The organism is Brevibacillus sp. JNUCC-41 (assembly GCF_014844095.1).
GTDB lineage: Bacteria > Bacillota > Bacilli > Bacillales > DSM-1321 > Peribacillus > Peribacillus aracenensis.
Genome location: NZ_CP062163.1, coordinates 2604348 through 2628793 on the forward strand (window position 1 = coordinate 2604348; position 24446 = coordinate 2628793).

A 24446-nucleotide genomic window follows, 5' to 3' on the forward strand; every position below is an offset into this window, starting at 1 on the left:
TTTAAGTGTATGGTAAAATAAGGGTGTTAGGGGGCGGGGGAATGAGGATAGTCATTCAAGCATTCATGGGTTCAATCATCATTCATGCTTTATATTTTGGGAGTATGATAATGGTCGGGACCATAAAAACGAGCAGATATAAACCGGATATTGAAAATGCATGGGAACAAGTAGGGGCACTCCAGAATGAAACGGTATTCGGTAATGTCCTTTCACCTTCTTTATATTCGTTAACATTTTTGGGGACAGCCCTGATTTGCGCAATGGCTATAACGTCTTATAATAAAAATGTGATTAAAAAAAGGCGCTAGTGAAATGGGTAGCATGAAAGAGGATATCGGCTAAGATATCCTCTTCCTTTTGTTGATTTTCAAAGTCATATCCGTATAAAATCAATCGTAAATGGTTTTCGTTCCATGAGTATAATCGGCTTCCTGCCTGTTAAGTCCGCCTCTATTTTCAATTTCTTTGATGATTTCGCTATGGATACTCTGTCCTTCTTGGTTTAAATAAGGTACCATTTGTTGAAGGGAGTGATGAAAATAGGCAAGTTCACTATTTTCCCAATCCGATTTTTTCATCATCGACAACTCTGTCATATCACGTCCAACATACATAACAGTAACACTCCTTAAAAAAATGATTTTTATTACTCGGTGTTTACTCAGAAAGGATGAATAAACGAATGGAACAAAAAGTGGCACTCGTTACAGGTAGCAGTAAAGGTTTAGGCAGAAGCACGGCAATAAAACTTGCGGAGGAAGGTTACGACCTCGTTATTAATTATGCCCGGAGCAAGTCAAAAGCATTAGAAGTGGCAGCCGAAATTGAAGCGTTGGGGCGTAAAGCCCTTGTAGTTAAGGCAAATGTCGGTGACGTTGCGAAAGTGAAAAGCATGTTTGAGGAAATCGATGCTTATTATGGACGTTTGGATATATTCATCAATAATGCGGCCTCAGGAGTGCAGCGTCCATTGATGGAGCTGGAGGAATCCCATTGGAACTGGACCATGGACATCAATTCAAAGGCCCTTCTTTTCTGTGCACAGGAAGCGGCAAAATTAATGGAGAGGAACGGCGGGGGGAAAATCGTCAGCATCAGTTCACTTGGATCCATTCGCTATTTGAAAAATTATACAGCTGTTGGAGTTTCCAAAGCTGCGCTTGAAGCCCTGACAAGATATTTAGCGGTCGAATTGGCTGAAAAAAATATTTGTGTCAATGCCGTTTCAGGCGGTGTGATCGATACAGATGCCCTGAAGTCTTTCCCGAATCGGGATGAAATGCTTGCCGAGGCGGCAGAACAGACTCCGGCCGGACGGATGGTCGAGGTGGAAGATATGGTGAATACCATCCTATTTTTAATTTCCGACGGAGCCAGTATGATTCGTGGACAAACCGTAATAGTTGATGGAGGCATTTCATTGCTTGTTTAATGTAACTGGAAAAATTTAAATGTTTTTAGTGGGATAACACTCCTGGATAATGGTTATCTTATTATCGTGGAGGTGATATCAATGGCTAAAAACATGAATAAATCACAAGCAGGTACTGATGTTCAACAAGTGAGACAACAAAACGCTCAATCTCAACAAGGTCAAGGCCAATTCGGCACAGAATTTGCTTCTGAAACTAACGTTCAAGAAGTGAAACAACAAAACGCGCAATCTCAGCAAAAAAAGGGCCAAGGTCAAGCACAAGGCCAATTCGGTACAGAGTTTGCTTCTGAAACTAACGTTCAAGAAGTGAAACAACAAAATCAAAAATCTCAAAGCAATAAAAGCCAAGGCTAATCGCCGATAAAAGCATCCTTCTTTTGAAGGGTGCTTTTTTTGACTTTCATTGGATTCGACAAATGTTTCTTCGTGTTTACATATTATGTCAAAGGAAAAAACGGATAAAAATAGAATATACATATTATAGAAAAAATACAGATTAGGAAGGTGCATTCATGGAGGAATTTAACCGGCTTATAAACAACCAGTTGAAAACGATGGATAAGCTTTTACTTTTACAATCCGAAATCGAAAGATGCCAAGATATAGAGAAGCAACTCCTTGCCCTGGAAGAGGAGAGTGAAGCAGACACCATTCAGGAAGAGATTCAACTCAAAAAGCAGGAATTGAAAAGTATCCATGATATGTTCGAGAAGCAAACGGAAGAAGTCATCCGATATTTTCAGCAAGGACAGGCTGCCATACGATGAATAACCGGCTAATTTCTTAGTTAAAATGGGTGGATGGTCAGACTTTTTCGACTTATTTACACATTTTCACTGGGAGATTAGCCACTTTTGTTTTAAATTTATGAATAAATCGCTATAATATAGGAATATAGGGTAAATGGAAAAAAGTATATATTTTTAAATACACACAACAACTGCAAACGGAATAGGGCACAGTACGCTGTCAGGGTGTCTATAGAAAGTAGGGAGAGATAAATGGGGATTGTTCCTGCCGAAGGAGGAAAAATCCAAATCCATAGCTATAAACATAATGGGCATATCCATCGTATCTGGGAAGAGACGACCGTTTTAAAAGGGACCCAAAATCTGGTGATAGCAGCGAATGACCGTACTATGGTAACGGAATCAGATGGAAGGACCTGGATTACGAGAGAGCCGGCGATTTGCTATTTTCATTCAAAGTATTGGTTTAATGTTATTGGTATGTTGAGAGAGGACGGGGTTTATTACTATTGCAATATCAGTTCGCCGTTCACATACGAATCGGGAGCATTGAAATACATTGACTATGACCTGGACATTAAAGTATTCCCAGATATGACGTTTAATTTGCTGGATGAGGATGAATATGAAAGGCATCGGAAAGAAATGAATTACCCGGATGCCATCGATTCAATATTGAAACAGAACGTAGACTATTTGATTTATATGATACGCCAGCGAAAAGGACCATTCTCCGCAGAATTTATTGATAGTTGGTATGAACGCTTTTTAACCTATCGATGATAGAAAAGGCCTGCTGCATAATTGGCAGGCTTTTTCATTATGTATCGTGCCTACACATCTGATTCAATCTTTCAAGAATGCAGGAACCATTAAACCTCCTATATATGGTTATGAAAGTTAGTGAATGAAATCCTTTTGATAGTTAATCATCGAAAAGGAAAATATAATTGAATGGTGTATTTAAGATATAAGATTCCAAATTGACTGTTATGGACTTTTTTTATCATTTGGATTTAATGATTCAGAAAAGGAGGAAATCCGTGGGGAGTATTAAGAGATATTTGCAATTCGTCAAACCATATAAATGGCAGATAATCGGGACGGTACTGATTGGATTGCTAAAGTTCGCGATTCCGCTTTTGCTTCCATTGCTCAGTAAGTATATTGTGGATGACATCATCGGAAATGGTGACCTGTCCAAAGCCGTGAAGTCCGAACGCCTTTTATGGGCAATGGCCATCATGATATTCATTTTCGTTGCAGTCAGACCGCCGATTGAGTATTACCGTCAATATTTCGCTCAATGGACCGGAACGAAAATCTTATATGATATTCGTAATGATTTATTTACTCATATACAGAAACTGAGTTTTAAATATTATTCCAACACAAGAGTGGGCGAGGTCATTTCAAGGATGATCACGGATGTGGAACAAACGAAGAACTTTGTCATCACGGGTCTGATGAATCTTTGGCTCGATATCGCAACGATCATCATAGTGATAGTCATCATGTTTACGATGGACGTGAAGCTAACCATTGTATCCATCATCATGCTTCCATTTTACGCATTTTCGATCAAGCATTTCTTCGGCAAGCTGAGAACCTATACAAGGATTCGGTCCCAAGCGTTGGCGGATGTACAGAGTCACCTACATGAACGGGTTTCAGGGATGTCGGTCATCAAAAGCTTTGCGATAGAGGACAGGGAACAGGAATTGTTTGCGAAGCAGAACAAGAATTTCCTTGATAAGGCCCTAAAGCATACGAGCTGGAATGCTAAGTCATTTGCTGTCGTGAATACGATCACGGATATTGCCCCCCTGCTCGTGATAGGATTTGCCGGTTATCAGGTCATTCATGACCAATTGTCACTGGGTACCATGGTTGCTTTCGTCGGTTTCATAGACCGGCTATATAATCCCCTCAGACGTTTAGTTAACTCTTCTACGACAATGACCCAGACATTGGCGTCCATGGACAGGGTTTTTGAGTTTGTGGATGAGAAGTATGATATCGATGACGAACCAGGGGCGAAAGAGTTGAAGCATGTGGATGGCGGTATAACCTTTCAGGATGTATCGTTTGCTTATGACGAGAAAGAGGCACCCGTTTTAAAACATATCAATTTGGATGTTAAACCAGGGGAAACCATTGCACTTGTCGGGATGAGCGGAGGCGGGAAATCCTCGATCGTCAGTTTGATTTCCCGTTTCTATGATGTGACGGAGGGAAGGGTATTATTGGATGGGACGGATATCCGTAAATATCAAGTCCGCAGCCTAAGAGATAAAATAGGAATGGTTCTACAGGATAATATCTTATTTAGTGAATCGGTTAAGGCCAATATCCTTATGGGCCGGCCTGATGCAAGCGATGAAGAAGTATTTGAAGCGGCAAAGGCGGCGAATGCTCATGACTTCATCATGGGTCTAAAAGAAGGATATGAAACGAAAGTCGGGGAGCGGGGAGTTAAATTATCCGGAGGCCAAAAACAACGGGTGGCCATTGCGAGGGTATTTTTGAAAAACCCGCCAATCCTTGTTCTCGACGAAGCCACATCGGCATTGGATTTGGAAAGTGAACACTATATCCAGGAGGCGCTGGATATTTTGGCGAAAAACCGGACCACCATCATCGTGGCACACCGGTTATCGACCATCACCCATGCCGACCGGATCGTTCATATCGATAATGGGGAAATTACGGAAATGGGAACACACGAAGAACTCATGAAAAAGCAAGGGCATTATTACAACCTATTTCAAGTGCAACAATTGGATGCTTAAGGAGAAAAGGAAAAACAATATATAAAAGAAGACCATTCCGCTAACGGGAATGGTCTTTCTTATTCTTATCCGAACCGGTGGATAATGTTATGAAATCCTTTTTTCATGCAGCGTTTTTTTTCTGTCAGGAAGAAATCGCGGCAGATGCTTTATTCCCTCAGGCAAGGCGATGCCGACAATGATCAAGCACATCCCGAACCATTGCAGTGACGTAACCTGTTCATTCAAGAAGATGACGGAAACGACCATCGCTGAAGGAAGCTCTGCTGCACAAAGAATCGTTCCAAGCCCGACACCCACTTTCGGCAAACTGACTGCAAAGAAAAAGAAAGGAACTAAAACACCCAATGTGCCGAGGAGCAGACCGTAGTACCATAGGTTCGTTTGGACAAGATTCGTCACAAGTGTGACGGGGTTAGTCGTGAATACAGCAGTCAGCATGGCACCTGTTGCAATGAAAAACAACCGTTTCATTGAAGATTCCCCAACTGCGAATTGAGAGTTGCAGTACATATACAGTGCAAAGAGCAACGCAGACAATAATCCGAACAATACGCCTTTCAGGCTTAGACCGGATAGTGGCTGACCAAAAATCGCCCCCGCCAATAATGTACCGATGAAGAGAACGAAAATAGCAATGAGTTTATTTTTATCCGGGCGTCTTTTATTTAAGAAACTTTCTATAAGGACGCCTATCCAGGTAAATTGAAATAAAAAGACAACGGCAATCGAAGCGGGAAGCTCGGATACGGAAACGGCATATGCCTTTCCGACGAAAGTGGACATCATGCCCGTGATTAATAGTAATCCGGCACTCTTCCATGAAACTTTATATTTAAACGAAAAAAGAAATAACACAGAGACAATCAGCCAACCGACGAGGTATTGACTGCCGACCAGTTCTCCGGAAGAATGGCCATCCATGAATCCAAATTTGATCATCGTGGATAATGTACCATATGAGATCGAACCGATTAAGACCATTATGGAATACTTCAAAAGTTGCATGTTTTTCCCCCCTGTAAAAATAAAAATCGCCACCTGCCAAAAAGGCAAGTGACGAACGAAAAAAGGAAATCCTTTTAAAATTCCGTCTCTCAACAAAAGTTGAGTTTAAAAAATTGTTTGTGTTGCATTACCTTAGCTTAAAGTCTTTGTGAATAGTTGTCAACCAGAAAAATAAGTTAAACCAGCAGTCGATCTTTAAGCTAAAGGCGGCGGCGGAGGTCGGAAATGTTCCTTTCATGCATAGTAATTGAAAACCCAAAAAGAGGCGAATAGCCGAATGGGGCGATGTGTTTCAGTCACGATTTTCCTGGAAGTCTTCCAAAGTACCACGATATTCCGCGTCTTTCATTTTGCGAAGATTAGGTTTTTTTTCTGCAGTTGGCTCATCATTTGGCTTTTGATTGTGAAGCTTGGAAAGAGCCAAACGATAATCCTGATCTTTCATTTTCAATTCATCATTGTCTGTTGGGGAGATGATTTCGGTAACGGAATCATCTGCCGAAGAGATAGAGGACTCTTCCAACGAGTTCTCTTCCTCGACACCCGGCGGCTTATCATCAGGTGATAAGGCTTTGATATTGAATGTGATCAAGCCCGTAACCGCTATTATGGCAACGATGATAATTAGAATTATGCCCATTGAATCAAGCCTCCTAGAGCTCGTTTATGAATGAACGTGTGACATGGGCTACCCGTTTTCCTAATGCTTCTCCAAGCTGCAAGTCATTTTTGGTGATGTTGTCATCCACACCGGGCGGACAGCTTATCCCTACTCCATAGTAGGAACCGTATAAGGCGTTTTCCGGAACAGTGCCGGGTAAGCCCACAATGATCATGCCTTGATGAAGCATTGGGGTGATTAAGTTCAGCATGGTAGCCTCGAGTCCGCCGTGTACGGTGGCCGTCGTACAGAATACTGCCCCCACTTTATTGATCAGCGCACCCTCCGCCCATAGATAACCAAGTTTATCAATCCATGTTTTCAAACTCGAACTGATGGTGCCGAAATGACCGGGACAGCCCCAAATGATTGCATCCATTTCCTGAAGCTTATAAACATCCGCCTCGTTAACATGGTCAATGAGAACCTCAGCCCCAGGAACCGAAGCGGCTCCTTGAGCTATTGATTCGGCAAGTGCTTTCGTATGGTTGCCTTCACTGTCGTAAACAACATAGATCTTCATTTTTATTCCCCCATTTAGTTAAACCGATTTTTTTACTGGTGAAGGAAGCAAAGGTACATCCAAATGTTCCTGTTTAGCTTTTTTCATTGCTTTGTCCTTCCGAACGTCACGCAAAAACAGTGAGAGAACGATACCGGCAATTGCGAAGCCTGTTGCCCAAAAAAATGCATCATTGATTCCCATTACATTTGCTTGACCCTGGATTTGGGAAGAAATCAGCGACATGGCAGTTTCCTGTGCCTGTTCACTAGTTTGATTCATCGAACTCATGATGGATTGGACGATTGTTTGGTAATTCTGAACAAAACCGGGATCACTCGTACTCATTTCCGTTCCTAAAGAAGTTCCATGGAATGAAGCACGGGTAGTATAAATGGTCGTAACGAAGCTCGTACCAATGGCTCCGGTAACTTGTTTCAGCGTATTGCTCATTGCCGTACCATGGGTATTCAAATGCTTAGGAAGCTGGTTCATCCCAGCTGTCATGATCGGCATCATCAGTAAAGACATTCCTAGTGCACGGATGGCATAGATGATGACCAAAGTCGAATAGGAAGTTTCCGTAGTCAAATTAGCAAATTCGAAGGTTGTGACTGCAGTGATCGCTAACCCAAAAAGTGCTAATGGACGAGGACCGATTTTGTCAAATAATGCTCCTGAAATGGGCGACATCACCATCATCACAAGTGCTCCGGGTAACATCAATAGACCGGATTGAACTGGTGTGAAGCCTCTTAAGGTCTGCAAATATATTGGCAATAAGAATATCCCGGTAAACATGGCCACTGTGACGATGGCGGAAATGATATTCGATAATACGAACATGTCATACTTGAATACACGGAAGTCGAGCATAGGTGTTTCCGATTTTAGCTGTTGAACCACAAATAAGGTCAATAGGGTCAGCCCGATGATGATCGTTCCCAGAACGAGTGAATCCGTCCAGCCTTTGGAACCTGCTTCACTGACACCGTATAGTAATGATGCAACACCTAGCAAGGATAAAGAGGCGCCCAATAAATCCAATTTGATTTTCTTTGGTTCTGCTACATTATGCATGCTTAAAAGGGCAAGTATTATTACGATAATGCCTAATGGCACCATTGCGTAGAACATCACCCGCCAGCTATATTCCTGAATGACCCAACCTGATAAAGTCGGGCCGATGGCAGGGGCAAACATAATGGCAAGTCCGAATATCCCCATTCCTTTTCCGCGCATTTCCGGAGGGAAGATGAAAAGGATAATCGTCATGACCAATGGCTGGAGAATCCCGCCGCCAGCCGCCTGGATCAGCCGGCCTGTAAGGATGACGGGGAAATTAGGTGCAATCCCGCAGATGAATGTCCCGACAGTGAATAGAAACATGGCAGCAAGGAATAAAACGCGCGTGCCAAACCGTTCTATTAAGAAAGCGGAAAGTGGGATCAAGGCTCCGTTCACGAGCATGAATCCAGTTGATAGCCATTGAATCGTAGTCGCAGCTACATTGAATTCTGCCATCATCCTCGGCATGGCGACACTAAGCAGAGTTTGATTCAAAATGACCATGAACAAACCTAGCATTAAGATAATTAACATGGGGGCAAACTGTTTCATTCCCTTGTTTTCATTTACTGAGATGGTTTGAGAAGCCATTTATTGAAAAGCCTCCTTTCTGTATAACTGTGTAGCCGGTTTATTTAGTTGAAATTTTCACTTCTGCGTTCATTCCAGGCAGAACTTTATCGGATGGTGCTTTAATGGAGATTTTAACTGGTACTTTTTGAGTGACTTTCGTATAGTTCCCGCTGCTGTTTTGATTGCCCATCACTGAAAAGACAGACGTTGTGGCATAACCGATCTGTTCCAATGTACCTTCGAAAACAGTATCGGGATCTCCATCGATGATAATATCGACGCTGTCACCTTTTTCGATATCCTTCAATTTATTTTCCTCAATATTAGCCGTTATGGACAGGTCATCCATATTGATGGTCTGAGCTAGCGTTTGACCCGCTTGAACAAGCTGCTCATCATGCACTTGTGTTTTAACGATTGTACCTTGTGCTGCGGTTTTTACTGCTTCTTTTCCATCTAAGGTGGTTACATTGGCAACTTGGTCATTCTTATTTACACTGTCTCCTTCGTGTAAGTCCCAATCTGCTAATTTACCGGCAGCGGGGGCAACGATGGTATATAGCTCTCCCGACACTTTCGCTTCATCCGTTTTAATGAAATTCGTGCTTTCATAATAGTAATAAGCCCCACCGGCTAATACCGCTACTATAATAACCAAACCAATGACATTGATTAAAACTAAACGTCCTCTATTCACTTGTTTCGCCTCCAAAAATATTGATGATGTATTCCCTTTGATTAACGTTCATTAGCCAGAAATGATATCGCCTCCTATTCTTAATTGTATTTATTAATTTTAATAAATATTAATTTTTGTAAGTATTAATATTATAAGTAAAGAGTTTACCAGTTTAATTATTTTTTGTCATGTGAAATATTCTGAAAAATATTGGGAAATAAATACAGTTAAATAGTGAAAATTTGAATTTTTTTAGATTTTTAGGATATATGGAAAGTAAATTTGACAATGGAATGGCATTTAATTAAATTTAAGAGGTAGGATTGTCCTATATAAGGAGTGAGAAGGCTGGAATTCAAATGGGAAGTAACTAATAGTATAGAAATGCAGATATTTCGGATTAGGAAGAAGCTTAGGGCCATCGTAGCAAAAAATCTTCAGCCTTATGGATTAACGTCGCCTCAGTTTTTCATATTATTGATTTTGAAAAAAGAGGGGTCGATCAAATCGACCAAGCTGGCTGACTTCTTAACAGTAAAGCCAAGTGCGATTACCGTATTTGTAGATAAGCTGGTCGAAATGGATTATGTGAAACGGCAGCCCTCTGAAAAGGATCGCAGGGTCATCAATCTTGAATTGAAAGAGGCAGGGGAAGCTATTTTGGGGAGAGTCCTTGCGGATCATAACCAATTGATGGGCAAGAACTTCAACTCATTCTCAGAAGATGAGCTGCAGGATCTTTTGCATAAATTGGATACGATTGAAAAGGCTGCTGATAAGAACCTTTTGGATAATTGAATGAGGGGCCTGCTCGAAATAGAGACGAAAAAAGACGGTTCCCGGGAACCGTCTTTTTTTAATCTTCTACATACTGGACAGATAATTCGTTATCTTCCTTATGGAAGGACTGGAAGCTGACGATCAGCTTTTCAAGATGTTCCAATTGTTCGTCATATTCTATGACTGCAGAAATCAATGGTACAAGGCGGGCAGAGAGATGGCCCAGATTATCATGCATTTCGTCCACTTGATTTTGCTGTTCGAAAAAGTGGGCGAGCAGCTCTTTACGACTTAGGCAATCCTGGTCCCAATCTTCAATTTCGTCGATGGACTTGATTTTTTCGATATGCAGTAATATCAACTGTTCATGCTTGCGGATCAAGGAATCAAGCTGCTGTAAGATGCTCCGTTGGAAATCTTCAGGCATTTGATATACTTCATTCTCGAATTTATGGACTCTCTTCAAAGTTTCAAACGCTTTTTTTGTCGTTATGATCATCTGCCGATAAACGACAAGCTTTCTTGCTTTAGCTACACTGTTCTTCTTGAAATATTCCCGTTCCTCTTTGTACATGGAATAGATATGTTCCAGATCGAGTAACTCCGCCTTCAATCGGCTGATGTCTTTTTTCAATAAAGTGTGTTCTGTAGCATGCCTTGTGCTGATTCTGATCCATTTCAAGATGTCTTCCGTTACATCCGTGATGCGTGCATAAAGCTTTGCTTCGTACTTTGGAGGAATGAAAACCAGATTCACGATGAACGAAGAAATGATACCAAGCAAAACGGATGAGAGACGAATAAAGGCAAAATTCAGGAATTCCCCGTCCTGGCTTTCCATGATGGCAATGACCGTAACGATGGAAAGGACGATCGTTTTATCCATTTTCAGTTTTAAATTGATGGTTATGACAACCATTACGGCAAGACCGATTATAAAAATATCATTTCCGAACAACAAAACGAAGGAGACAGAAACCAATGCTCCGATGATATTTCCTTGAATTTGCTCCAACACCGTTTGATATGAACGGTAAATGGTCGGCTGTATTGCAAAAATTGCAGCAATCCCAGAAAGGACAGGAGCAGGAAGATTAAGCAGTTCCGATAGATAAAGCGCTAAAACAATTGCTATTCCTGTTTTGAGAATGCGGGCACCAAACTTCATATATGGGTTAATCCTTTCTTTGTGTTGTAATGGAACGTGGTATGAATAGACTCTATTTATATATAGGCTTTTGCCTAAAGTTGTATTCTAACTTATTTGTTAGTACTTTACACTAAAATAAGAAGATGTAAACAAAAAGTAATATACAGGATTTTCCTAAGGGTTACAATAGCTAAAATCAAGTTTAATATATAAAGATACGATAGGCAATTTCTTGAGCCTTTCAACTGTGTTTTCCATCGTTTAAAGACTATCCCAGAGGTATATGACTGGAAAAGGCTGATGCTCGAATTGAAGAGCACCAGCCTTTTTTTATATACTTTTGGCATCACTCCGTGGATACGGCAGGATCCGCCTGTTCTTTAACTGGAACGACCTGAAGGAAGTGCTCCCCAGGATTTTGAAGCAGTGTCTCTAAAGAGGCCGCTTCTTCGGGTTGACCATGATCCTTCAAGAGGGCCGTGTATTTGCCCAGAAGTTCGGCAACATCCTGCAGGCCTTTTTCGGAAAGGGGCTCAATGGAAATCTTTGCCCCTTTCGCAACCCGTTTCTTAATGACCTCTTTGGTTAATCCGGATTCGGCCTGTTGCCGTAAATAAACGACACCGCCTGTCATCCCTGCGCAAATCCATGGACCGGGATCACCCAGAACTAAACCTCTTCCATTTGTCATGTATTCAAAAGCGAATCCCTTAATATTGGAAGTTACCGCAATATTACCGTTTTCCTTTTCAGGAAGCGGTTGTTTTAATAATCCCCCAATGATCATATCCGCTCCGGAAAGCCGGATTCCCGCCCTGGCATCGGCATCGCCTTGGGCAATGAGGAGACCATGCTGTGCACCGTAACCAAATCCCTTACCGACGGAGCCATTGTAGAACTTCCCATCTTTTCCTGGAGATTTAAAGATGGCAATATTACCGCCAATCGATGTTTTGCCAATGCCATCCTGGGCACCGCCATTCACGCTGATTGAAATTCCCTCCGTATTGTATGCCCCAAGTCCGTTGCCCGGGATGGAACCATCCTGGTAGGATAGGTGAACGGGAGGAAGTTTTTTGTATGATCCATCCAATCTGCCCCTAACGCGGTGACAGGACACCCTGCTGCCGAGTACACGCTGCTCGGAAGTGATCGAGTTATAGCTACGGGATTGCTGCAGATCATCTACATGCGAATCAAGATATTCAGCGCCAACGGCTACCTGCATGGAGCCTTCATTCAAATATGCCGCCGTTTCTTTATGGGAGAACGGTGTAATATCCAGGTTTTTTAATAAATAGGTTAAATCCAATGATTGTTGACCTTTAACTTGCTGGAGCAAATCGGAACGTCCGACGATTTCCTGAAGATTCTTCACCCCAAGTGATCCGGTCAAAGATTTGAGTTCTTTTGCAAATGCACTGAACATATTCGTTAATCCTTGAACGGCTAAATCGAATTTTCGTGGAACAAAACGGCGCAGCCCATGTTCTTTCGCCTGCGCTTCCGATTCAATTTGGGTGGCAATTCCCACATGGCAAGTATCAAGGTGACATCCGCGGCACGTTGTACAGCCGACGGCAATCATCGAAAGGGTCCCAAAACCTACACGGTTTGCACCAAGCAGCATTACCTTTAATACATCCATCGAGCTTTTTAACCCACCGTCAGCCCAAATTTCAACATTCTGTCGGATACCTGACTCAAGCAGTGCATTATGGGCCGCTTTCACACCAATTTCAACTGGTAGACCGACATGTGCGAGTGCATGGATCCTGGCAGCACCCGTTCCTCCATCAAAACCGGACAGCGTAATGATATCGGCCCCCGCTTTTGCGACGCCGACAGCAATCGTACCGATGTTTGGAACGACTGGTACTTTGACAGCAACTTTCGCTTTGTCATTTGCCGTTTTTAGCTCATGGATCATTTGGGCCAAATCTTCAATTGAGTATATATCATGGTTATTGGAAGGGGAGATCAAATCGGAACCGATTGTTGCATTTCGGGCTTCTGCGATTTTCGCTGTGACCTTGGAACCGGGAAGGTGACCGCCTTCACCAGGTTTTGCCCCTTGCCCAATTTTAATTTCCAATAGATTTGAAGAGTTCAAGAGTTCTGCATTGACACCGAAACGGCCGGAAGCGATTTGCTGGCCGCGGGATTTCGGGTACTTGCCAAGCATATCCTTTATTTCCCCGCCTTCACCATTCATGCTGATCATGCCTAACCTCTCGGCAGCTTCCGCATAGGCACGGAAGGCAATCTCATTTTGTGATCCAAAGGACATGGATGCTATGACGAACGGCAATTCCTGTTCGCCGACCGAAAGACTGACTTCTTCAGAAGGGATGGAAGCATCTGAAGTTTTTAATGATGTCAAGTGGCGGATCGTCGTAGGATTGGATTCTTCCTGTTCGGTGATCTTCTCGCGATAAGCATCATAGTCCCCGGTTGAAGCAACCTCCCCGATAGACTTCCAAATCCTAGGGAACAGATGGAAGGTCTTGCCCATCCGTTCTTTTTCATTGGCGTAATCTTCCGCCCGCTGAATGGCATCTGCCTTGATTTTATCAAAATTATAGTCCAGATCATTCGATCCGAAGAAGTTAGCCACATTTAAATATTTCGCGATTTCCTCATGTAAACCGATGCTTGAGAAAAGTCTTCCATAGCCGCGCAGCTCATGAATGCCAATGGTGGAGATGACTTTCTCAAGCCCTTTCGTCAAGGAGTTATATAGATTGGTAACCCCCTTGATGTCATCTGAAGATAAGGAAAGGAACATATAATAGGGGCTTATTAAGTTGGCCCCTAGACCATAAGAAACGATGATATCATGCAGTGACCTTAGCGATGCTGAACGTAAAAGGATGGAACAATCACGGCGCTTGCCTGTGCGGACCAATGCTTGGTCGACGGCTGAAGTGACAAGGTGGGGATCAAGCCAAAGGTTGCCGTTTTGATGGGCAAGGGCATCATCCAGAACAAGCAGCGTTTTTCCTTCATCCACTGCATTGACACTTTCATCCGTTATCCTGGTCAAGGCATCTTTGATGTTTTCATCCTCTTTGAACGTGCTTGAAATGAAGTGCACGAGTTTTTGATCTTGGTTATATTTAATGAACTGATCATAGCTTGGCTGCGATAAGATTGACGAGCACTCATAACCCGTTGACCCTTCAATCAATAAGGGAGTCAGCAGCTCAGTGACATTTCCTTCCTTATTCGCTTCGAATAGGGCAGGACGTTTTCCGATGATGGTTCTTGTTGAGAAGTGCTCGGTTTCCCGGTCACGGTCGATCGCTGGGTTAGTTACAACGGCTACACTTTCCTTGATGAAATCAGCAATGTTGGTCCTTTGGGGATTAAGTGCTGCCAGTGGCGCATCGTGACCAAGTGAACGAATGGGCTCAGCGCCTTTTTCGGCCATCTGTTCCACTAATTGTACATGCTCCCTTTCCCACCCAAAGGCTTTATATTGACCATTATGAATGGCTTGCGTGTTTGTCATGGAGGTAACCTTTTCAAAAACTTGGGACTGTAAGCGGACTCGGTCATTGGAAAGGACGAAACGATCATTGAAGAGTTCAAATACTTTATCCTGGTAATCCTTGTATGTGTACAATTCAATACGGTCGCCGTTCCATTTCAAACCGATTTTTTCCCCAGGACCCATCGGTTTTGGATCTCCGGCATATTCACTGGAAGGGATGATTCCCGGTTCGGAAGTGAACATATAGGATGATTCCGTTTCAATATTCCATAGTGGGCGCAAGCCTAAAGAGTCGACAGAGAACACGGCTTCATCGCCGAAACGGGAGATGATGCCTGCCGGACCTTGTGCAAAATGACCCCATGCTTCCCTTAAATACGTATATAAGTCTTGTAAATGCTCTGGATACTCCTTGATTTCGTTGATGATTGGCGGGAACATAAGATCGACAGCTTCAAATAAAGAGTAGCCATGACGGCAGATGAAAGTCTCGATCGTCTTGTTTAAATCCTGTGAGTCGCTTCCATCTTTAGCGATGGGAACTCCGATCATTTTCGCTTCATCACGCAATTTGGCGATGGTATTGATTTCGCCATTATGACCAAGTACACTGAAAGGCTGGACCCGGAAGAAGCTTGAGAGGGTATTAGTTGAAAAACGATTATGTCCCAGTGTCATGGTGGAGGCAGCCAAAGGGTCAGCAAGATCAAGATAATAGGCAGGGAGCGTATCCCCCGCACCCATCACTTTGTATACCGCATGATGCTGGCTTAAAGATGCAACATGGATGAAATCACTTTTTTCGATGTCGGAAGTCAGCTCAAAAAGAACATTTGAAAGCTCCTGGTCATTATTGATGGTGGAGGTACAGGCAAATTGCCAGAACACTGGGTCTTCTTGAATGGCAATCGGTCCCAATGCCTCGGAACGGTAGGCTTTATCCGTTTCGAATATCAATGAGAGACCATGCTGGAGCAGTTTCTCCTTGACTTCGATTTTTAAGTCGTTAGCTTCTGTTTTTTTGCTTAAAAATAAGTGGGCGACTATGAAGGAATCTTGATCGACGATGCTTGAATCGACATTTACCGCTTCAAGCTTCTTTTTCCAAAGAGCCCGGGGAATATCGATATGGATGCCGGCGCCATCGCCCTCACCATTGATGAAGCCGCAGCGATGGTTCATTTTAACCAGGGCGTCGATACAGGCAAAGATGTTTTCGTTTGTAGGGATTTTCTTTTTTTCGATGCAGGAAACGATACCGCAGGCATCATGTTCTTCTTTGTGAAATTCCTTGAATGTAGCAGGTGTCCATTGTTGGGCCATAAATGTGGCAGGAATAAGGTTACCCTTATTCTCTGCCTTTCACCTCCTGTAGCATGTGTTTAGTGGGGGAAATATTAGTAAACCCGAACAATAGTCCAAGTTTTGTTAGATTGAAAGAAAGTGTATAAATGTATCCATATCATATCATTTAAATATTCAGAAATCAATTTTTTATACAGTGGGATGGATGCTGTGATTGATGGGATTTAGGTGGAAAGTGGCCTGAAATGCCAATATTAAAGATTTATTACAGGGGAATAAGAAACCCCCAAGATTGATGTACAACCTGGGGGTGTATAAAAAATGAATAATTATGCTGATTCGATTTATTATATTAGGTTTTTGAATGCATGTTCAACCGCTTTTAGAGTATAAGCGATATCGTCATCCGTGTGAGCAATTGTCAAGAACCAGGCTTCGTATTTTGACGGTGCCAAATTGATTCCCTGGTTGAGCATGAGCTTGAAGAACTTAGCGAACATTTCACCATCCGTATTTTCCGCCTGCTCATAGTTTTCAATTTTTTCTGTCGTGAAATAGATCGTCAGCGCTCCTTTAAGGCGGTTGATGGTGATCGGTACATTATATTGGCGAGCCGCTTTCAGGATGCCTCCTTCAAGGATTTTCCCCAGCCGGTCAAGCTCGTCATACAGCCCGTCTTCTTTAAGTACTTCTAAGCAAGCGATCCCGGAAAGCATGGAAGCTGGATTTCCTGCCATTGTACCCGCTTGATAGGCTGGTCCCAGCGGGGCGACAGAATCCATGATCTCTTTTTTACCGCCATAGGCTCCAATAGGAAGCCCGCCCCCGATGATTTTTCCGAGCGCGGTCAAATCGGGTTGAATTCCCAAGTAGTCCTGTGCCCCTCCATACATGAAGCGGAATGCTGTGATGACCTCGTCAAAAATGACGAGTGATCCGGCTTCGTGAGATAATGAAATGACTTCTTCCAAGAAGCCTGGGCTTGGTTCCACGATTCCGAAGTTGCCGACAATCGGTTCAACCAGAACGCCAGCAATTTCATTGCCCCATTTATCCAGTGCTTCTTTAAATGACTTGATATCATTGAAAGGTACCGTGATGACTTCTTGTGCGATGCTTTTTGGAACGCCGGCAGAGTCCGGTGTACCTAAAGTGGACGGGCCGGAACCTGCAGCGACGAGAACAAGGTCGGAGTGTCCGTGGTAACAGCCTGCAAACTTGATGATCTTATCCCGTCCTGTGTAAGCGCGGGCAACGCGGATGGTGGACATGACGGACTCAGTTCCTGAATTGGTGAAGCGGACTTTATCCATGGATGGTATGGCTTCTTTCAACATTTTGGCAAATTTGACCTCATGTTTTGTCGGTGTGCCGTATAAAACGCCTGTTTCTGCAGCTTTAACGATAGCCTCCGTAATATGTGGATGCGCATGACCTGTGATGATCGGGCCATATGCAGCTAAATAATCGATATATTTATTGCCGTCAACATCCCAGAAATAAGCACCCTGGGCATGATCCATCGCAACCGGTGAACCGCCTCCTACAGCTTTGTAAGAACGGGATGGGCTGTTAACCCCGCCAACGATATGTTCCAATGCCTCTTTATGTAAAAGCTCCGAATTACTAAAATCCAATCTTAAAACCTCCTAAGAATATAAACATATTTCCTCTTAATCATAGCACTTTTCCGTCCGTAAATCTGGGGTCGAAGGCTAGGAAATGTGATGCGTCCCCTCATGGAAGCGCTGCAACCCTAGAACATCAGGATTCAGGGCCTTCATTTTGTTTGCGAAAGGGGGTTGGATCCCAAAACCCCGGTTATGAAAGTAAGAATGGCCAAGATGGTGTCAGGGTTTTCGATGTCGAATGATTGGCGGTTCATTTCGCCCTGGGCTTGGTAATAGATTAGTTGGCCGGTCCCTTTCTCTTCATTAATGCAAAGATGGAAGCTGATGGGGGTGCTTTCAATCGACCCGCTGGAATCCCTTTGGATGACCTGGCATAATAATTCACCGTACTCATCTTCATAAAGGAAGTCATATCGAAGGTCGAAAACGACTTTTTCAATTTGGGATAGTAATAATTTTTTGATATTCATAGCATACTCGTCTCCTTTATATATGTAACTGGTACAACGGCTATTCCCTCCCTGAAAATGGTAAATGGCAGCCAAGCATTTTTATTGTCTAAAAAGGGTAGGTTGGATAAACTAATTCATTAGGACAAGAGATTACGGAGGATGTAACAGGATGAGTGATGCAATTCAAGTGAAACAGCTTCGGAAGGAATTTAAGTCGGCATCAAGCCGTTCAGGGCTAAAGGGTGCCTTCCGGGATTTACTTACCAGAAATTATAAAATCGTCCCTGCCGTCAATGATATCAATTTTACTGTAAAAAAGGGTGAGATGGTAGCGTATATCGGGGAAAATGGTGCAGGGAAATCGACCACGATCAAAATGCTGACAGGTATTTTGGAACCGACAGCAGGTGAAATCACGGTCAATGGCATGAACCCACATAAAGAAAGGGAAAAGTTCACTCAGACAATCGGAGTCGTATTCGGTCAGCGCTCACAGCTTTGGTGGGATATTGCGGTTCAAGAGTCGTTTAGGCTGTTAAAAAAGGTCTATAAGGTAACAGATGAACAATATAACGGTCATATGGAACATGTCATCAAGACGCTTGATATCGGTCCTTTGCTGGACAAACCAGTGCGTAAACTCTCGCTTGGTCAGCGGATGCGCTGTGAGCTTGCGGCAGCTTTGATCCACAATCCGCCTTTACTGTTCCTGGATGAGCCGACAATTGGACTTGATGTACTCGTGAAAATGAAGATTCGTGAGTTCCTGAAAGAAATCAATGAGAAATATAATACGACTATCCTTTTGACTACACATGATCTAGGAGATATTGAAGCTTTATGTGAGCGTGTAATCATGCTTGATGAAGGACAAATCATCTATGATGGGGAATTGCAGAGTTTGAAAAATAACTGGGCGGAGGAAAAACAGATCCATTTTCAATTCATCGAGCCAATCGCATTGGAGGAATTACAATCATTAGCACTCCCATTTACCGCTAACTGGGTTTATGATGAGAAAAATCAAACTTACATTGCCTTGTTGAAAGAAGAAAGTGATCATATTTCACAGCTTGTTTCAGCTGTCGTATCTCATTTTAAAATTAAAGACATCAAAATCCATGAAACGTCCATTGAAGAGATCGTTCGCAATATTTACGAAGAAGGCACTGTCTGACTCTCTTATCATTAAGAAACAACGTGTCTATCAAGAAGGGGGAGGGCCATGGGGAAGTATGTTGCCATGATCCGCATGCGTTTTTTGATGATGCTTGCGTATCGAACGGATTATTATACCGGCATTTTAATTTATAGCATTAATATCGGTGCTTATTATTTCTTATGGAATGCCATATATGGAGAAAAAAGCTCAATTGAAGGACTTTCAAGCATGCAGATGACAACCTATGTCGCGGTTGCATGGATGGCGCGCGCATTTTATTTCAATAATATTGACCGCGAAATCGCCACTGAAATTAAAGACGGCAAGGTTGCCATTGAGATGATCCGGCCTTATAACTATTTAGGTATGAAAACGATGCAAGGACTTGGGGAAGGGATATTCCGTTTCTTCTTCTTCTCGATTCCGGGGATGCTTCTGGTAGCATTCATTTTTCCTATCGAATTGCCGCACGAGCCGGCTACGTGGGGGATGTTCGGCATTTCCTTGCTGTTCAGCTTCATCATCAATACACAAATTAACTTACTGACGGGAATCACTACCTTTTTCTTATATAATAATGCCGGATTAATCCGCGCTAAAAGGGTTATCATTGATTTATTTTCCGGTCTGCTGCTGCCCATCAGTTTCTATCCTATATGGGCGCAGGAAGTGATGAAATATTTACCCTTTCAAGGGATCAGCTATGTACCAAGCATGATTTTTACGAACGGGTACAGTTCAGGCGAAATTGGCATGGCACTTTTACAGCAGTTAATTTGGTGCATCATTCTCATAATACCGATTCAGCTTTTATGGATAGTCGCAAAAAAACAGCTGATTATTCAAGGAGGTTGACAGGATGTTTTATGTATCGATGTTTTTTCAATATGTGAGTCAATATATGAAAACAAGACTGCAATATCGAGCCGATTTCTTCATGGAAATCCTATCTGACCTGCTGAATCAGGTCGTGAATCTGGTATTTATCTTAGTCGTTTTTGGACATACACAATTTTTAAGCGGCTGGAGCCGAGAAGAAATCATATTCATTTATGGATTTTTCCTTATCCCATTCGCCCTTTTTTCAGCCTTTTTCAACATCTGGGATTTTAATGACCGCTATATCGTCAAAGGTGAAATGGACCGGATATTAACAAGGCCGATACATAGCCTATTTCAAGTCATTTTAGAAAGAATCGAGCTTGAAGCGTTATTTGGTGTTGTGACCGGTTTGATCATTATATTCTATTCGGGGATTTCATTGGATTTGCAGCTAGCGTGGTATGACCCGATCCTTTTCATCATTTTTGCTATAGGCGGGGCCCTTGCTTATGCAGCCATATTCGTTGCGATAGCAAGCATTGGTTTCTGGTCGGATGCGAAAACCTCCATCATGCCAATGATGTACAATATCGGGAACTATGGGCGCTATCCTGTAGATATTTATAATAAGGTCATTCGTTTTGTCCTTACGTGGGCGCTGCCATTCGCGTTTGTTGGTGTCTATCCGGCATCTTATTTCCTAAGAAAAGAAGAGTGGTATGCATATGCATTTGCCACACCTGTAATCGGGGTTGCCTTTTTCGTGATATCCGTTTTCATATGGAATCAGGGAGTGAAGAGGTACCGCGGGGCAGGGAACTAAAAAAACCCCTTCAACAGCATTCATGTTGAAGGGGTTTTTGTTTAGTTCCTTTTTTTCTTTCTTTCAATATATCTTGCTTGTGCTTCATCATATTGCTGCTTTTCCTCTTCCGTTTCCGGAATGACCTGAGGTACTTTTGTCGGCTTACCGTCTTCATCAATGGCCAGCATCGTTAAAAAAGCGCGTGCCGTAAGCTGTTTTTCACCTGTTAATAGGTTCTCACGCTCCACTTTCACGAATACCTCCATTGATGTGCGATGAGCACAGGTGACATAAGCTTCAAGATTGATCGCATCCCCTGTCTTGATGGGGGCCAAAAAATCAAAAGAGTCGCTTGAAGCAGTCACAACGGGTTTTCGACAATGGCGCATAGCTGAAATGCAGGCTATTTTATCAACATAGGCCATTACTTTTCCGCCAAAGATGGTATTGTGATGATTTGTATCCGGTGGAAAAACAAGGTCGGTTAAAAAAGTCCGTGACTGCTGTGTTGGATGGGCAACATTCTTTTCCATCATTGGCCTGTTGGTTTGGCCAAAAGGTTTTCACGGACGATTTTTGCTGCTTCGACCATGTTATTCAGGGAAGCGACGGTTTCCGGGATACCCCTTGTTTTCAGGCCGCAGTCGGGATTGATCCAAAACTGGTCTTTATTTAATACCTTGATGCCCCGTTCAATCATATCGACCATTTCTTCCACTGCCGGAACACGCGGGCTGTGAATATCATACACACCCAGGCCAATGCCTTTTTCATATGTTTTTTCCTCGAATGCGGAAGCAAGCTCCCCATGACTACGAGATGTTTCGATGGAAATTACATCGGCATCAAGGGAGGAGATGACATCCATGAAACTGTTGAAGTCGCAATAGCACATATGCGTATGAATTTGGGTTGTTTCCTCCACGCTTGATGTGGATATCAAGAATGAATTTACAGCCCAGTTCAAATACTCGTCGCGATCGCTTTTTTTCAATGGCAGACCTTCTCTAAGTGCAGGCTCATCAACCTGAATCATTTTAATTCCAGCAGATTCCAATGCAATGACTTCCTTTTCCAAAGCGAGCGCCAGCTGATAACAAACATTCTCCCTGGAAATATCATCACGGACAAATGACCAATTCAAAATCGTAACAGGACCTGTAAGCATTCCTTTTACCGTCTTCTTCGTCAGTGATTGTGCGTAAACACTTTCCCTGACTGTCATCGGTTCGATGAAATGGATGTCGCCATAGATGACTGGTGGTTTTACGCAGCGGGATCCATAGGATTGGACCCAACCCTTTTCCAGAAAGACGAATCCGCCTAACTTATGGCCGAAGTATTCAACCATATCCGTCCGTTCGAATTCCCCGTGAACGAGAACATCCAAACCGATTTCTTCTTGGATTTCGATCCATTTGCCGATTTCTTCGTTAACGAATGTTTCATATTGCTGAGCGGTCCAATCTCCTTTTTTGAATTTCCCGCGTGCTTGTTTAACTTCAAGTGTCTGCGGAAAGCTACCGATCGTAGTCGAAGGAAGGAAAGGCAATTTGAAAAATTCCTGCTGTTTTTGGTAACGCTCTTTAAATGGAATTTGACGGCCGGCGGTCCTGGTTTTAACCTTTTCGACTTTCGATCGTACAGTCCCATGATTCCGTGCATTCGAACTTGCTAACGTTTGAACCGTAATTTTATTGGCATCGACTTTTTCGGCGATTGCTTCAAAGCCTTGATTATTCCCTTTGACCAAGAGTGTGATTTCCTCAAGTTTCTCGTCAGCGAAAGCAAGGGCCTGTTTCACTTCTTTTGAAAGGGCGGATTCATTACGAACGGTCACTGGGACATGAAGCAGGGAACAAGAGGGCTGAAGCCAGATTTGGTCTTCGGCTACCTTTTTCTTAAGAGTCTCGATCAATTGAATTTTTTTCGATAAATCAGATAGCCAAATGTTTTTTCCGTCAATCACACCTGCAGCAAGCACTTTGTCCTTCGGGAAGCCGGATGCTACAAGATTACTTAGATTCCTCCCTTTATCATGTACAAAATCAAGACCGATTCCTTGGACTTTTAATTCGATGACTTCTTGGTAGTGTTCCACGGCATCAAAGTATGTTTGTAGCATGATGTTCAGGTTTGGTGCTGCTTCATTCAGCTTTTCATAGAGGTAAGTAACAGTTTGCATATCATCCTTGGAAATGGATGAAACAAGAGCAGGTTCATCCATTTGTACCCACTTCACGCCTTCTTGCTCCAACTCCCGCAGGATTTGCGTGTATAGGGGAAGCAAGCTCAAGATGATGCCAGGGATCTCTTGTTTATTGAAGCCTTTGGAGAGGGAGATGAAGGTATAAGGTCCGATCAACACGGGCTTCGTTTCAATCCCTAGCTTTTCCTTGGCTTCCCGATATGCTGCAAGTGGTTTATTTTCTGTTAAAGTCAGCTGTGGCAGTTTTAATTCAGGGACAATATAGTGATAGTTCGTATTGAACCATTTCGTCATTTCGGAAGCGACTTCATTATTGTTTCCGCGAGCCATTGAATAATAGACCGAAAGGGGAACGCTACCGCCTTCATAGGCTGTATAACGTTCAGGAACAAGACCGAACATGACGGACATATCGAGCATTTGATCATAGAAAGTGAAGTCGTTGACAGGAATGATATCAATGCCCCGCCGCTTCTGTTTTTGTACGTTGCCTAAACGGATTGCTTTTAGTTGTGCCGTAAATTCGGCTTCATCGATTTTACCTGACCAGTAAGCTTCCAATGTACGTTTCCATTCACGATCTTCCCCGATTCGAGGGTAACCCAAACTACTGCTTTTCAAAATTCCCATCCTCCCAATTCATATTATTGAACAATAAAAAAAGCATCCCTAACCGTCAAAAGAGAAAGTTAGAAATGCTTAAAATAAGAGGCACGCAGAATGCCCCTTACAATTATAAGGTCCCTAACACCTCCCTATCTCCCGTAGGTTAAAACAGTGTTGTTGAAATAGGCAGGTCTCCTGACTTGGGGATTATCATTAGCGGCGGGCCTTCCCGATCCGTTGATCAGTGGCATATTGGATGGCGCTAACACTCCCATTACAGTGGCGGGACCGTGCCGGAATTACACCGGACTTCCCTTTTAATCCTAATTTATAATTAGGAACCTATTTCCACATATGAAATTTTACAAAACCTGCCTTTATAAACTGTTTGCAGGTTGAAGATTTTTAAAATAAAAACTATTTTAAAAATTTAGACAACCTTAACATATCCAACCAAAAGGGTCAACATGAGATTCGGGAAAAGAATCCGTTTTTTGAGTGTGTTGGTGATGAGGATAAGGTCTGTTCCTAAAAAAGAATATATTGTTTGGACAGGGA

At 42.8% G+C, this 24446-nt stretch carries 22 protein-coding genes and 1 riboswitch; of the genes, 10 read left to right on the top strand and 12 right to left on the bottom strand.

The genetic code is table 11. The features are described 5' to 3' along the window. Window positions 1-41: 41 nt before the first annotated feature. The gene (locus tag JNUCC41_RS12670) at window positions 42-311 is read left to right on the top strand and encodes a hypothetical protein (RefSeq protein ID WP_192207874.1); all 270 of its coding nucleotides are present in this window, start codon (window positions 42-44) and stop codon (window positions 309-311) included. A gap of 81 nt (window positions 312-392) precedes the next feature. On the opposite strand, the gene JNUCC41_RS12675 is transcribed toward JNUCC41_RS12670, so the two are convergent. Continuing rightward, window positions 393-617 (bottom strand): hypothetical protein, encoded by a 225-nt coding sequence (locus JNUCC41_RS12675; protein WP_192207875.1) that lies wholly within the window; start codon window positions 615-617, stop codon window positions 393-395. Window positions 618-685: 68 nt separating this feature from the next. Between JNUCC41_RS12675 and fabL the strand changes: the two genes are divergently transcribed. The 5 genes from fabL to JNUCC41_RS12700 all read left to right on the top strand — a co-directional run bounded on the left by fabL (window position 686) and on the right by JNUCC41_RS12700 (window position 4979). After that, window positions 686-1435 (top strand): enoyl-[acyl-carrier-protein] reductase FabL, encoded by a 750-nt coding sequence (fabL, locus tag JNUCC41_RS12680; RefSeq protein WP_192207876.1) that lies wholly within the window; start codon window positions 686-688, stop codon window positions 1433-1435. A gap of 81 nt (window positions 1436-1516) precedes the next feature. After that, on the top strand, window positions 1517-1792 hold the full coding sequence (locus JNUCC41_RS12685) for a gamma-type small acid-soluble spore protein (RefSeq protein ID WP_192207877.1): 276 nt from the start codon (window positions 1517-1519) through the stop codon (window positions 1790-1792). 158 nt (window positions 1793-1950) lie between these two features. Further along, window positions 1951-2205, top strand: a complete 255-nt coding sequence (locus tag JNUCC41_RS12690) for a YgaB family protein (RefSeq protein ID WP_192207878.1) — start codon at window positions 1951-1953, stop codon at window positions 2203-2205. A gap of 234 nt (window positions 2206-2439) precedes the next feature. Continuing rightward, a complete protein-coding gene (ntdP, locus tag JNUCC41_RS12695) occupies window positions 2440-2970 on the top strand; it encodes a nucleoside tri-diphosphate phosphatase (RefSeq protein WP_063234823.1) in 531 nt (176 codons plus the stop codon). 260 nt (window positions 2971-3230) lie between these two features. Further along, window positions 3231-4979: an ABC transporter ATP-binding protein gene (locus JNUCC41_RS12700; RefSeq protein WP_228467615.1), complete on the top strand. Its 1749-nt coding sequence runs from the start codon at window positions 3231-3233 to the stop codon at window positions 4977-4979. Window positions 4980-5066: 87 nt separating this feature from the next. Here JNUCC41_RS12700 and JNUCC41_RS12705 read toward each other — a convergent pair whose 3' ends face one another. From JNUCC41_RS12705 to JNUCC41_RS12725, 5 genes are all read right to left on the bottom strand, one after another. Next, the gene (locus JNUCC41_RS12705; protein ID WP_192207880.1) at window positions 5067-5987 is read right to left on the bottom strand and encodes an EamA family transporter; all 921 of its coding nucleotides are present in this window, start codon (window positions 5985-5987) and stop codon (window positions 5067-5069) included. Window positions 5988-6279: 292 nt separating this feature from the next. After that, window positions 6280-6627: a hypothetical protein gene (locus JNUCC41_RS12710; protein WP_192207881.1), complete on the bottom strand. Its 348-nt coding sequence runs from the start codon at window positions 6625-6627 to the stop codon at window positions 6280-6282. A 13-nt stretch (window positions 6628-6640) separates the two neighbouring features. Further along, window positions 6641-7171, bottom strand: a complete 531-nt coding sequence (locus tag JNUCC41_RS12715) for an NAD(P)H-dependent oxidoreductase (RefSeq protein ID WP_192207882.1) — start codon at window positions 7169-7171, stop codon at window positions 6641-6643. 18 nt (window positions 7172-7189) lie between these two features. After that, window positions 7190-8809, bottom strand: coding sequence for a DHA2 family efflux MFS transporter permease subunit (locus JNUCC41_RS12720; protein WP_192207883.1), 1620 nt, complete (start codon window positions 8807-8809; stop codon window positions 7190-7192). A gap of 40 nt (window positions 8810-8849) precedes the next feature. Further along, entirely contained in the window at window positions 8850-9488 is a 639-nt protein-coding gene (locus JNUCC41_RS12725; RefSeq protein ID WP_192207884.1) for a biotin/lipoyl-containing protein, read from the bottom strand. A gap of 366 nt (window positions 9489-9854) precedes the next feature. Here JNUCC41_RS12725 and JNUCC41_RS12730 point away from each other — a divergent pair, with 366 nt between their 5' ends. Continuing rightward, a complete protein-coding gene (locus JNUCC41_RS12730; protein ID WP_192207885.1) occupies window positions 9855-10268 on the top strand; it encodes a MarR family winged helix-turn-helix transcriptional regulator in 414 nt (137 codons plus the stop codon). Window positions 10269-10326: 58 nt separating this feature from the next. Here the strand turns inward: JNUCC41_RS12730 and JNUCC41_RS12735 are convergent, their stop codons facing one another. The 4 genes from JNUCC41_RS12735 to JNUCC41_RS12750 all read right to left on the bottom strand — a co-directional run bounded on the left by JNUCC41_RS12735 (window position 10327) and on the right by JNUCC41_RS12750 (window position 18302). After that, entirely contained in the window at window positions 10327-11418 is a 1092-nt protein-coding gene (locus JNUCC41_RS12735) for an FUSC family protein (RefSeq protein WP_192207886.1), read from the bottom strand. Between the two features lie 328 nt (window positions 11419-11746). After that, window positions 11747-16219 carry a glutamate synthase-related protein gene (locus tag JNUCC41_RS12740; RefSeq protein WP_192207887.1) on the bottom strand — a complete coding sequence of 1491 codons (4473 nt, stop codon included), beginning with the start codon at window positions 16217-16219 and terminating at the stop codon, window positions 11747-11749. A 329-nt stretch (window positions 16220-16548) separates the two neighbouring features. Then, window positions 16549-17838 carry a glutamate-1-semialdehyde 2,1-aminomutase gene (locus tag JNUCC41_RS12745; protein WP_192207888.1) on the bottom strand — a complete coding sequence of 430 codons (1290 nt, stop codon included), beginning with the start codon at window positions 17836-17838 and terminating at the stop codon, window positions 16549-16551. Window positions 17839-17981: 143 nt separating this feature from the next. Then, window positions 17982-18302, bottom strand: coding sequence for a hypothetical protein (locus tag JNUCC41_RS12750; protein ID WP_192207889.1), 321 nt, complete (start codon window positions 18300-18302; stop codon window positions 17982-17984). A 151-nt stretch (window positions 18303-18453) separates the two neighbouring features. Here JNUCC41_RS12750 and JNUCC41_RS12755 point away from each other — a divergent pair, with 151 nt between their 5' ends. The 3 genes from JNUCC41_RS12755 to JNUCC41_RS12765 are packed head-to-tail and all read left to right on the top strand — an operon-like array spanning window position 18454 to window position 21091. Beyond that, window positions 18454-19461 (top strand): ABC transporter ATP-binding protein, encoded by a 1008-nt coding sequence (locus JNUCC41_RS12755; protein ID WP_192207890.1) that lies wholly within the window; start codon window positions 18454-18456, stop codon window positions 19459-19461. Window positions 19462-19509: 48 nt separating this feature from the next. Then, window positions 19510-20301, top strand: coding sequence for an ABC transporter permease (locus tag JNUCC41_RS12760; protein ID WP_192207891.1), 792 nt, complete (start codon window positions 19510-19512; stop codon window positions 20299-20301). Between the two features lie 4 nt (window positions 20302-20305). After that, window positions 20306-21091, top strand: coding sequence for an ABC transporter permease (locus tag JNUCC41_RS12765; protein WP_192207892.1), 786 nt, complete (start codon window positions 20306-20308; stop codon window positions 21089-21091). Between the two features lie 41 nt (window positions 21092-21132). On the opposite strand, the gene JNUCC41_RS12770 is transcribed toward JNUCC41_RS12765, so the two are convergent. Both JNUCC41_RS12770 and metE read right to left on the bottom strand, forming a co-directional pair. Beyond that, on the bottom strand, window positions 21133-21606 hold the full coding sequence (locus JNUCC41_RS12770) for an acyl-CoA thioesterase (protein ID WP_370662512.1): 474 nt from the start codon (window positions 21604-21606) through the stop codon (window positions 21133-21135). Next, on the bottom strand, window positions 21606-23912 hold the full coding sequence (gene metE / locus JNUCC41_RS12775; protein ID WP_192207894.1) for a 5-methyltetrahydropteroyltriglutamate--homocysteine S-methyltransferase: 2307 nt from the start codon (window positions 23910-23912) through the stop codon (window positions 21606-21608). The genes JNUCC41_RS12770 and metE overlap by 1 nt, the downstream gene beginning before the upstream one ends. A 144-nt stretch (window positions 23913-24056) precedes the next feature. Then, window positions 24057-24249, bottom strand: a riboswitch (cobalamin riboswitch). Window positions 24250-24446 lie beyond the last annotated feature (197 nt).